Genomic DNA, 11,609 nt, shown 5'->3' on the forward strand with positions numbered 1-11,609 from the left:
GATTCTCGGTGCGTATAGGACACCAGATTTAGCCAGGCTTATGCTATTGTGTAAGTTATTGTTTTTGATCATTTTTACAGCTTCTAAGGCGTAGGTCGCACGTTCGAATCGTGCTGGGCAGGCCAAACTACCCATTTCCCCCTTCAGACTACCCCGTATTGGTGAATAGGGAGGATGGCAATTTACCACTTTTGCCTCATAATCAAGCGCAATCAATTGATTGCGCGATTTAGGAATATTAAGTTCATTTACCAATGGGAGCCGGAATGGCTGAAAAGAATCAAGAAACTTCGACTGATAAAGCTGCCACTATTGGTATGGTGCAGACACCCCAGACGAAACAAAAACTCAGTGTAGGTTTGGTGATCAGCTTGGTCTTAGGCTCCGCTCTCATTTCTATTTTTTATGCAACCTCGACATATAAAACACAGACAGAGCATGTAGTCGAATTGGCAGATGGCCGCGCCAAACAATTTGAGGTCGTATTCACAGAGCTTAAGCAAGCCAGGTTTCGGGCGATGGGTATTGGTGCAGACACTTTATTGCGAAGCAGGGTCACTATAGATCCTTTTATTAAGCGAGATAGAGCAGCTTTAGCAGCGCAGATAGATCCATTCTTTGCCTTCCTAAAAGAGAAGCATGAAGTCAATCAAGTGAACTTTTGGATACCACCAGCTACGATGTTTTATAGAGCAGGTGCACCAGAGCTAGGACAGTTTGATGGTTCTAAATTCCGCGCATCGATTGTGGCTGCAAATGCCAGACAAGAGCGCATCATGGCAGTAGAAACTGGGCAGGGCGGTGTGATTGGTATTCGTGGCATTGTGCCCGTCATCTGGGATGATAAGTTCTACGGGATTCTGGAGTTTGTGGGCGATTTTTCACTCCCACTCAACGGCGCATCAGTAGAGTCCCACTTCCAATGGGCAACTAGCATTACAAAAGAACGCTTTGCTCAAGTAGAGCGCGCTCGAAATGAAAAAGAAGATGCCGAAAAGGGCGAAGATATTTACATCAACTATTCTGATCCTGCGACACGTGACATTATTAAAGCAATTGATTTTGATCCGAGAAGTAAGGAGTACAAGATCGTCGACAATAATGGCCAGAAAATTTTTGTCAAAGCATTTCCGATATATAACTTTGTAGGCAAGCCTACCATCACCATTGCGATGGTAGATGATTTGACCGATCAATTTAATGCTGCTTTTAAATCTGCAGTCATTAAAGGTGGCATTTTATTTTTGTTACTGGCTGCAGCATTGGTTGCTGCCTATTCAAAATTAGATAACTTGCGTACCGGTATGTTGGGTTCAATTGGCGCCGAAAGAAGAGCGCTTAAGGATCGCTTGGCACGGGGTGATGCTGCCATTGAGAAGCTCAAAGATCTGGAAACTCTTAAACGACGCTATTTCTCTAATTTGATGGCGGCTATTAATAGCCCCTTGCTAGCCGTCTCAGGTCAAATCTCCGGAATCAAGCACGCGCTAGAGGCAGGTAGTGCCTCAAATAAAGGTGATATCGACAATAGGGTTGACTTTTCGATTCAAGAAATTGATAGCCTTCGGCATCTTGTGGCCGACTATGAGCAGATCGAGTTATTTCGTCAAACCTTAGTCAGAGCGGAAGCTAAACCACTTTCCGTTCCGGCCGTACTAGAAGATGTCTTGAAGAGCCTAGACCTTTCGAGACGCTTGCCAAACTTGCAAGTAAATATTGATGTCCCAGATGGTGTGCCATCCACCTATGGGGATAGCCGATTACTTGCTGGCGCCATATCTAGATTAATCACACACACAACGCATGCATCGGGTTCTGGGCTACTCAATATCTCTTTGCGCTCAAATGGAGAGGATTCATTGATTCTGAACTTTTCAGGATCAGCTTATGCAGGATATTTGGCGCCTACTGCCGCTTTGCTGGATGAGGCTCGTCAATTTATGGCTGAGCTATCTACTGGATTCATCTCTGATGGAAAACGTGAAAAGTTGATTGGCATTATTTTGGCTAAGGCTGTGATTGAGCATTTTGGAGGCACCTTAGAGGCTGGTTCAGCTGATGCCCCTGGTTTCCTAGTTCGTTTTCCAACGGCAGCCTAAGATTCAATAACAGGAATTCTTTCAATGAAAAAAGGTTACCGATTATTAGCTGTCTTAACAATTGCATTGGGCTTTTTAAGTCTGATGCGGGACAGTTTTATTGGGCCTATAGCGCTAGTTACCGGATTTCCGGATGAAATGGTGTGGCAATGGGTGGTGGGCGCTTTTAGTGCTTCGCTTACATTCTTAGCCGCACGCATCTTTAATCAAGAATTTATTCACGGATACATCGAGCGCGCTTGGAACGTTAAGGTACCTAACTTAATCGGTGATATTTGCTCTGGCATTGTCATCTTTATTGGCGGCTGCCTCATTCTGTCATTGGTTTTTAAGCAAAATATTTCAGCTCTGATTGTGACTGGTGCAGGATCTGCAGCAATTCTCGGTTTTGCCTTAAAAGACTTTGCTGTTGCTTTAGCTACCGGCATCATGCTTAACTTTGAGGATACCTTCAAGGTTGGCGACAAGGTCAAGATCGGTGAGTATGTTGGTAGAGTCCATCAGATTACTTGGCGTAATACGGTCTTATTGACAGATTCACTTGAGGCAATCTATATCCCAAACGTCAAAATTTCAGATGCAGTGGTTATTAATTTAGATTTACCCAATGCTAATACCAAGCAGAGCCTTACATTTAATATTGATTACGATGTTTCGGTTGAAAGTGCTGAGCGTATTTTATATGCAGCTACCCTTGGCGCTATTGGAGTGAAATTTGTTTCTCCTCCATACGTTTATGCCCGGGAATTAACTGATTCAGGCGTTAAGTATGAAATTCAATATGTCATCACAGACTATCGCGATCGAAAACCTGCGGAGCATGCCATTATTAAGAGCGTTTTAGAGAGCATGCGAGTAGCAAATATCACTATCTCTTCTGGTGTAGACGTTGAGGATAGGATCAAAATTGCCAATCGTTCTTTAGATCTGTATCACCTAGTCCAGCAGGTTAGGTTGTTTCATCAATGCTCTAAAGAGGTATGGGTCAGCATCAGTAATGAGTTGGTTCCTCGCCGCTTTAAACCTGGGGATATCATTGTTCACGCTGGACAGCGTAATGATGCCATCTTTATTATTGCTGAAGGTATGGCATCACGCATGATGATTAATGCAAACGATTCATTAGTAAAGCAACGCTTTATTGCTACAGAGTTTTTTGGGCGACAGGCTTTATTTGCGCTCATGCCACATATTGCAACGGTTACTGCTGAAGCAGATGCGCTAATTTATGAGCTGAGTAAAGAATCGCTGCAAAAATTACTCGGGCTATACCCTGAATTAATCGAGATATTTGCTTCGACCTTGGCTGAGTTAAATCTTGAGGAAGAGCGTGTCGTATCTGTTGATGGAGCTCTTAAGCCCGGAGAAATTAGCCATGTCAAAAATATCTATATTGGCCAGCTAGAGGCAAATTACGGCAGAGAAACTCACGCAAGCAGCATTTAATAGTTAAAGAAATTCTGATGCGCTTCATATTGCATCTGCATCCCAAGTTTGTCGGTTTACCCAATATATTAGACATAGAACCAACCAATCGCCTGCAGATGCCACGCACCATATAGCCAGTTCCACTTGATTCCAGTGATCTCGGTGCGTACGCCACACCTGATCTAGCAAGGCTTAAGTCATTGTTTCTGCTATTGTTTTAGCTCATTTTTACAGCTTCTAAGGCGTAGGTCGCACGTTCGAATCGTGCTGGGCAGACCAAATCCTCACTATTTAATGTTGTCTCAGGCTTATCTATTGGCTCGATTGTGGCTAATCATGGATGAGCTTGGCCGGCGTAGAGACTTACCTTGGTCTAGCGTTAGGGGTCTGGTGAACTGTGAGCAACTGGGTCAACAGTAATTTTGTCGGGTAAACCAACAGATTGTCTATTAGAATCTAGGCGTCCTTATCTACCGGATCCTTTAATATCGGAATGGAACAGTACTTCTCAAACTATCAACTAATGTTTTTCTTACCGCTGGTTGCGCTAGCAATTCTGGTGGAGTCTTATTGCTACAAAAAGAAATTCACTCAATCTTATCCTTGGAGAGAGAGTGCAACCTCTTTAGGGGTGGGTCTAGGTCACCAGTTGACCGGCATTGTGAACCGTTTATTAATCCAAGGGGTTATGGCCAGTTTTGTATGGCAATACCGAATTTATACAATGCCCAATGCATGGTGGGTTTATCTGGCACTCTTTATTGGCTTAGAGTTTTGCTATTACTGGTACCACCGCGCCTCCCATGAAGTCTTTTTGATGTGGGCTACCCATAGCACGCATCACTCTCCCAATGAAATGACCTTATCAGCCGCTTATCGTTTGGGATGGATGCCTTTCCTGTCTTTTAGCTGGGTCTTCTTTTTACCCCTGGTACTGCTAGGCTTTTCCCCCATTCTGGTCTTTACCATGCTGTCGATCAACCTGATGTATCAGTTTTGGCTGCACACCAAGCTCATTGGCAGACTGGGATTTCTGGAGGGTATTTTGAATACACCATCAGCTCATCGGGTACATCACGCCAGTAATCCTGAGTACCTAGATAAAAACTATGGTGGGATTTTGATCGTATTTGATCGTTTATTTGGAACCTATGCTAAAGAAGAGCAGGGCGTCGAGATTAGTTATGGATTAACCCATCCTAATCATTCTGCCAATCCCTTCGAAGTTGTTTTTAGAGTGTGGCGTCAATTACTGATTAAATTGATTAATACTCCGGGGATAAAAAATAAAGTGAAGTTAATATTTTCGCCGCCCACCTAAATATATTTTATGAAAGTCGTTTCATCTCAGAGAGGACGTACTCTTTTATCAAGTTGCCTTGATCTCTTGCACAAATGATTTCAGATTCATTGAGTTGTGTATAGATTTTTTGCATTCTTGGCATGTCTTGTTCTTTCCAGAAATTTGGTAGCCAAGAGCCAAAGACTAGGCATTACAGGTATATATAGACAAGAACCATACCAAGCCGTATCAACAACGACAGTCATGGCCACTTATACGATGGGTTTGTAAGCCAGGAGTAAGGCCCAGGTCGCACGTTCGAATCGTGGTGGTTAGGTTAAACAACATTTTGGCTGATGAGATCTTTAAAGAATTTGGATATTGATCGTTATTAGAGTAAGCTGGGCTAGATGATGAATAGAATCTATTCAAATTGGGTTTATGGCGGCTTTTTAGCAGGCCTGCTTCTGCTGTTATTAATGCCGTTGCTGACTCTAGCTTGGTCAACTGAGCTAAAGCTTTTCTATTTGACTTTGCCTATCTATATGCTGCACCAGTATGAAGAGTGGGATGGTGATCGATTTAGAGTCTTTATCAATAATCATCTTGGGCATGGCAAGAACTTATTAACTCACAAAGCAGGTTTTGTAATTAATATTTTTGGGGTTTGGGGAGTAATTGCTGTTTCTCTGTATTTGGCTTTTTATTTAGATCCTGGCTATGGACTGATAGCAACTTACCTTGTTTTAGTAAATGCTATCGTGCATATACTAGCGGGATTCGTTTTGCGTATCTATAACCCGGGACTTATTACTGCTCTTATTTTGTTCATGCCATTGGGCATTTATACAATTTATCAAGTCAATTTTGATAGTGATCGCATATTCCAGTATCTTGGAATCGCTATAGCAATATTAATTCATGTGAGCATCATGGGGCATCTTCTACGAAGGCGTAAACAACTGAATATAAATACTGCATAGTATTAGACTTGGCTTCCCAAGCTAGTCAATTCTTTCAGTTCCCTTAGGATTCCCACTTTATCGATTTACCCGACACATTAAATGTCCGACTATTCAACTCCCTGTGGAAGCCATTCCAGACTCAATAATCTCTAATCGGCACCTTAAACGCATTGTTTTTAGTATTGTTTAACCACATTTTTAAAGCTTCTAAGGCGTAGGTCGCACGTTCGAATCGTGCTGGGCAGACCAAATCCTCACTATTTAATGTTGTCTCAGGCTTATCTATTGGCTCGATTGTGGCTAATCATGGATGAGCTTGGCCGGTGTTGGAGTGGCCTTTGGTAGGGCGTAGGTGATCCTGTGTGACTATTAGCGACTCAGCGACTCAGATGAAATTTTGACCCTAGTAATCTAGTATCGGTTTGACCCGACTCGGAAGTGTCCGGTTACGTGACGGTCAGCTGGCTTTTATGGGGTTGCTTGCTGACACTCAAAAACTGGATGATTGGCGGCGGCTGGGGGCATAGATCGGCCAGTAGCGGCCATACCTTGAAACTCAAAACAGCCATTGAGGCACTCATTGGCCCTTTATAACCTTCAACAAAATAGGTTGTATCTATTTGATGATTAAAAGAGTAAGGTGTACTTGGCTCAAGGCTAATAACTGTTATAGCACTTGATTTTCTTAATCCTACGTAACAGTCGTCCTCTCTAGCGAATTAGAGTAGGTCTCACCCCTCCAGAACTAGTTTGTTAAATAACTGCTGCTAATCACTTCATTAGCTAGCGATTCTTCGTGGGCTTCTATTAAACGTCTTAGCTGCAGTTATAGCAGGTAAGACGTGATCATTTTAAATCATGTTAGTCAAAGCGACCAGCTAATGGCCGCTCTATGGGCGCAAGTTGCGCTTAAAAAATGGAGAGATTTATCCGCTTACTTTTTTTACTTATTTTGGCCTTATTCATTTCATCTGCATCAGGCCAGACATCCAATGATGTCAACTCTACGGGAGCTAGTGCAACGAATACTTCGGTTGGGGGTGGGCAATCTAATTTATTGGGTAGCAATATTGGTACCCAGCAAAACTCGACTAATGTTACGGGTGGGTATGGCAACGTGAATAGCAATAATCCGGGGACTACCACGGCAAAAGTTTATTCAGTTCCTACTATGTATGCTCCGGGTTTAACGGCTGCCGGTAGCGATGTCTGTCTTGGCTCTGTATCTGCATCTGGATCGATCCTGGGATTGGGACTTGCAGGCGGCAGTACTTATGTGGATGACAACTGTGTCTTATTAAAGAACAGCCAGAGGATGGCAGCCTTGGGTTTTGGTAATGCGGCTGTAGTGATGATGCTGCAAAACAAGGATATAGAAAAAGCTATCAGGACATCGAGCCCAACAGTCTATTTACAAGTATCAAAGGACAGATTGGCAAACTTGCAAGCAGAGTTTGATGATGCAAAAGAGATGGGTGAATCAACTGTTGATCTTGAAGAAAAAATCATCAAAGCCAATAAAGAAGTGCGCATTATGGCCAGGAGAGTGCAAAACTCACCCGGTATACCCGAGAAGGTGGTCGAAATTGCGCCTACAACATCAGGTGGTAAAGCTAAAACGGCTAATGACCCTAGAGAAATATTGAATCCTTAAGAAAGTACCAATGAAAAAAATCCTTGTAGCCTCGCTACTTACAATTTCAGCTCTGGCCTTTGCAGCGCCACCAACCGCATTTACCTTTGTAGCACCAGCATCGGTAGCTGTTGCGCCAGCATTAACTAACTTGCTTGGCGTAGTCAATGCATTTAAAGCTGTAGGAACAGCGTTTGCTTTAGCTGATCCCGTAGCAACTGGTTTATTGGATCAAGCTGCTATCAATTTAACGCTTTCTGTTGATATTAAAAATATCGATACCTTAGCCATTAACTCTCCAGTCTATAGCAGCACTACTGGGCAAATTACCTGGGTCAATAACTTTGCAACTTCAGTTGCATCTTCAAATGCTTGGGTTCAAACGGATATTGCTGGCTACGATACGGCTGCTAAAGCATTTCGTGATGCTGGTGGCGCATACGCAGTTACCGCAATCATGACTGGCGGATCTGGTGTAAACAAGCTGCTGTCGGCTATTGATGGCACAACACGAATGGTCAATGGCGCCAGTTATATCCCTGATAGCTCGTTTAATACCTTAGTTACAAGTTTTAATACAGCTACGACAGTTAGTCAAAAAGTGGCTGACTTAGGAACCGCAGCCACCGCTTTAACCGCTATTCAAGCGCAAGGGTCTGCTATGGACATTGCTGGGGCGGTAGCTGTCACCACCTTAAATACTTTAGTTTTACCTGCGGCCGGCAATAATTCGGCTTCGTACACCACTCTTAATTCACTATTACTTTACAACGGTTTGCAGTAAATAGTGATTGCTTGCAAAGGGCCGTTGTGGGTCGTTTTGAGCCTGTCGATTGTATGTAGGGTTAGGGTCTGCTTTGTGATTAGAAGCAGTCTATCAAGGCCCTGATCCCGTAACGTCAGGCGCAACCGACAGTAAATAATTCAGGTCGCCCAAACGCAAATCTGAAAACATAATTACAAGTGTCTTGTTAAGTGACGCTTGTAATGAATAATTTATCGCTCTTATTTTCTACCGTTATCACTGATGATGAGCCCATCAAACTTCTTGATAGTGCCGTCATCCTCTATAAGAGGCCCACGAGCCACCAGTGGCAATGCCGTTTCAAGCTCTCTACTGGCTCTTGGCATTCTGCCAGTACTGGATCCGATCAAGTGGCCGAGGCCACGACCCAAGCCATTGCCATCTATGAAACAGTCAAGGTCAAGCTAGCCAGCGATCTAGCCATTAAGACTCGCACTTTTCGCCAACTAGCCACGCAAGAGCTGGCTATGGCTGCCCGAGTAGTCCAGGCCAATCCCAATAAACGTACCCATGTTGACTACATACACATCTACACCAAGTACTTGATCCCATTCTTTGGTAGCTACCAGATCAATGACATCACCCAAGAGCTAGTAGATGACTATGTGGCTTGGCGCATATCTCGGATGGGCAAGAATCCCAAGACCTATACCCAAAGGCGTCATGCTGGGCTTTATAAGCGGGTAATTGAAAGGGCTAGAGAGCAAGGCTTAATCCATCGAAATCGCACCATTCCATTATTAGAGGTAAACGCTGATAGGGCAGAAATTAGGCCTGCATTTAATCAACAGGAGGTCAATTACTTACTGGAATACATGCAAGACTGGGAGCGTTTTGGTCGTAATCAACGCAGTAACCATATGCGTAGACTTTGCCGTGTGTATGTGGAGTTCTTGTTAGGAACAGGCATTAGACAAGGAACGGAGAGTATGCCAATACGTTGGAAATCGTTGCAATGGCACTGGATTGGTGAAAAACGCTATTTACGGATCTGGGTGTCAGGTAAAACTGGGCCTAGGTATCTGATTGCCCGACATTTTGTGATTAAGGCCTTAGAGCGGCTAATTGCTTGGCAGGCTTTGCCTTATGCCAATCTCGATGCAGTGATTGAAGCCAAGTTAGATCGCAAGGTGTTTGTATTTCCTGAAGGGGATGCTCCGCATAGTCTGGATAGTGTATTTGAGCGGCTAATGCTTGAATCTAATTTATTAAAGGATGCTACTGGTAAGAATAGAACCTTGTATAGCCTGCGACATACCTACGCTACATTTAGATTGGCAGATGGTATTGATATTCACACATTGGCAAAACAAATGGGTACTAGCGTGGGGATGATTGAACGTCATTATTCAAAATTAACACCAATGATGAGTGCGGAAAGATTGGCAGGGTAGAGATGGGTGAGGGGATGACCATTTGGTGTCGGTTTTACCCGACGCTACAACCTACGCCCTATTTGCTGGCAGGTCTTAATGAAGGGTTTAATTTTCTGGAAGCACCCCTTAAAATACCGTAATATAGATAAAACAGCCCTTATGAAAAATAATCAAACTACCTTAAACCGAAAAGACATTGTTGACAATGCCTTGGGTTCTTTGCGGGTAGAGGGTATGAAGCCTAGCAATGAGTTGATGAAAGATTTTGATGCCTTTATTGGTGGATCAAAAACAATCGATCAAATCATTGCAGAGACTAAAGAACGCTATGTCGCGCTACGACGCGGATAGTGTCTATTGCTATCCGGGTTCTCCGGTATTGCAAAACAAATTGGGCTTTAGGGATCAAAATGAGCTTGAGGCGTTTGAGTCTGATATGACTGCTTCGCGTTTAGTGGCTTTAGATTTAGAGCCAATTCAAGGTAATTTTGATTTAGCGCATTTACAAGCAATTCACTATGCTCTTTTTCAAGATGTCTATGATTGGGCTGGAAAGATTCGGACTGTAGATATAAGCCGTGAAAATAGCCGTTTTGCAAATATCCGCATGATTGATTCAGCCGCTAAAACTTTATTCAGTAATTTAGCTAAAGAGCATTTATTCCAAAATCAAGATATCAAGCAAGTTGCACAGAAGTTAGCCCACTATCTTTCTGAGATTAATGTCTTGCATCCATTTCGGGATGGCAATGGACGGGTGCAGCGAGTGTTTATTGCTCAGTTAGCTAGCGAGGCTGGGTTTAGGCTCAATTATTCCGATCTAAACCAGTCCCAAATGTATCAAGCAATGGAGTTAGCCTTTTTTGGTGACGAGAAGGCGCTAGCGCAACTCATTCTAGATAAGCTCAGCAGCCAATAAGCAGTTTCACACCGTTACTTAAAGTAACGCTTGGGCTGAAAAGTGCTTGATTTGTGGTAATTTGACATTACCAGCGTCACTTAAAGAGACACTAGTTTGTCGGTTAAACCGACAAACTTAAATGAGCTCTACTGCATTGCGTTTCATATCGTCATTTACGTCAATATATTTTTGGGTAACGGCAATGGATTTATGGCCTGCCAAACTAGCCAAAACTCTTACTGAAATACCTTTATTGGCTAAATTCGTAATAAAGGTTCTTCTGCCTGAATGGCTCGTTGCCCCAGAAATGCCAGAGTGTTTGTAGTTCCAATAAAACCATACGCATAAGCCGTTGGCAGAAAATCCCAGTCTGTTTGCTGTATGGAAAAAAGGGATCTCTGGCATCTTGGCATGTCTAGTGCCGACATAGGCCAATAATTCGTCTTGTAGTTTCTTAGGAAGAAATACGGTTCTCGGTTGACCGCCTTTCGTTTGAGCTGCAGACAAACGGATTTCATTTTTGATACTGCCATCAATATTGAGAACATCGCCCATCTTAAGCGATGCAATTTCTGCGACGCGAAGTCCCGACCAAAAACTGGTGAGAATGATAGCTCTGTCACGCTGCGGATATTTCTTAGTGGAGACATAACGCAGTATTTGATCGAGCTCTGCTTGGGTGAGGGTTTTAGCTTGTGCCATTTATGGGTTTTCCTTTGATAAATAAAATTACACATAAAGTATGTTTTCTTATTTCCAAAAGGACAACCGAGGCTCAAGTTCGGATAGTAATCAAAAGACCTTCCAAGAATCAATGACTTAGTAAACCAAAAATAATTTGATTAAGAAAATGTATATTTTCTTAATCGTTTTTATTGACGAATCAATGCTTGTATTTAGTGCGGATCGTGGCGAAAATCCCACGAATTACTGCTAGTAGCTCAAATCAGCCCTATACGCTGTTTTTATTAATGCCAACTACTCAGTATTGCGAAGCTGTTAGATCTTTGCGTATAGGGCTTTTTTGAGGTAAATTTTGTATAAATTTAAAGCGTCAATTAGTTCAAATCCACATTGGTTGCTATAAACACTGGCTTATTAACGCCAGTACTTTTACAAA

At 42.9% G+C, this 11,609-nt stretch carries 12 protein-coding genes; 10 read left to right on the forward strand and 2 right to left on the reverse strand.

Annotated features, from left to right (window positions below):
• Positions 1-255 (reverse strand): hypothetical protein (locus tag ICN46_RS11400; protein WP_216208892.1); only part of this gene is annotated, 255 nt, incomplete at its 3' end.
• Positions 256-266: 11 nt separating this feature from the next.
• Between ICN46_RS11400 and ICN46_RS11405 the strand changes: the two genes are divergently transcribed.
• The 10 genes from ICN46_RS11405 (at position 267) to ICN46_RS11450 (ending at position 10,507) form a co-directional block, all read left to right on the forward strand.
• The gene (locus ICN46_RS11405) at positions 267-2,099 is read left to right on the forward strand and encodes a cache domain-containing protein (RefSeq protein WP_216208894.1); all 1,833 of its coding nucleotides are present in this window, start codon (positions 267-269) and stop codon (positions 2,097-2,099) included.
• Positions 2,100-2,123: 24 nt separating this feature from the next.
• On the forward strand, positions 2,124-3,545 hold the full coding sequence (locus tag ICN46_RS11410) for a mechanosensitive ion channel family protein (RefSeq protein WP_216208896.1): 1,422 nt from the start codon (positions 2,124-2,126) through the stop codon (positions 3,543-3,545).
• A 475-nt stretch (positions 3,546-4,020) separates the two neighbouring features.
• A complete protein-coding gene (locus tag ICN46_RS11415; RefSeq protein WP_216208899.1) occupies positions 4,021-4,848 on the forward strand; it encodes a sterol desaturase family protein in 828 nt (275 codons plus the stop codon).
• Between the two features lie 374 nt (positions 4,849-5,222).
• Entirely contained in the window at positions 5,223-5,792 is a 570-nt protein-coding gene (locus tag ICN46_RS11420) for an HXXEE domain-containing protein (RefSeq protein WP_216208901.1), read from the forward strand.
• A 420-nt stretch (positions 5,793-6,212) separates the two neighbouring features.
• Entirely contained in the window at positions 6,213-6,368 is a 156-nt protein-coding gene (locus tag ICN46_RS11425; RefSeq protein ID WP_215301990.1) for a hypothetical protein, read from the forward strand.
• A gap of 322 nt (positions 6,369-6,690) precedes the next feature.
• Positions 6,691-7,428 carry a hypothetical protein gene (locus ICN46_RS11430; protein WP_216208905.1) on the forward strand — a complete coding sequence of 246 codons (738 nt, stop codon included), beginning with the start codon at positions 6,691-6,693 and terminating at the stop codon, positions 7,426-7,428.
• Positions 7,429-7,438: 10 nt separating this feature from the next.
• The gene (locus ICN46_RS11435) at positions 7,439-8,191 is read left to right on the forward strand and encodes a hypothetical protein (RefSeq protein WP_216208908.1); all 753 of its coding nucleotides are present in this window, start codon (positions 7,439-7,441) and stop codon (positions 8,189-8,191) included.
• 203 nt (positions 8,192-8,394) lie between these two features.
• The gene (locus tag ICN46_RS11440) at positions 8,395-9,606 is read left to right on the forward strand and encodes a tyrosine-type recombinase/integrase (protein WP_216208910.1); all 1,212 of its coding nucleotides are present in this window, start codon (positions 8,395-8,397) and stop codon (positions 9,604-9,606) included.
• A gap of 141 nt (positions 9,607-9,747) precedes the next feature.
• A complete protein-coding gene (locus tag ICN46_RS11445) occupies positions 9,748-9,939 on the forward strand; it encodes an antitoxin VbhA family protein (protein WP_215301999.1) in 192 nt (63 codons plus the stop codon).
• A complete protein-coding gene (locus ICN46_RS11450) occupies positions 9,917-10,507 on the forward strand; it encodes a Fic/DOC family protein (RefSeq protein WP_215302001.1) in 591 nt (196 codons plus the stop codon). Before ICN46_RS11445 ends, ICN46_RS11450 begins: the two co-directional genes overlap by 23 nt.
• A gap of 117 nt (positions 10,508-10,624) precedes the next feature.
• On the opposite strand, the gene ICN46_RS11455 is transcribed toward ICN46_RS11450, so the two are convergent.
• Positions 10,625-11,191 (reverse strand): tyrosine-type recombinase/integrase, encoded by a 567-nt coding sequence (locus tag ICN46_RS11455; protein WP_215302003.1) that lies wholly within the window; start codon positions 11,189-11,191, stop codon positions 10,625-10,627.
• Between the last annotated feature and the right edge of the window lie 418 nt (positions 11,192-11,609).

Origin of the sequence: Polynucleobacter sp. Latsch14-2, assembly GCF_018881925.1 — a bacterium.
Taxonomy (GTDB): Bacteria; Pseudomonadota; Gammaproteobacteria; order Burkholderiales; family Burkholderiaceae; genus Polynucleobacter.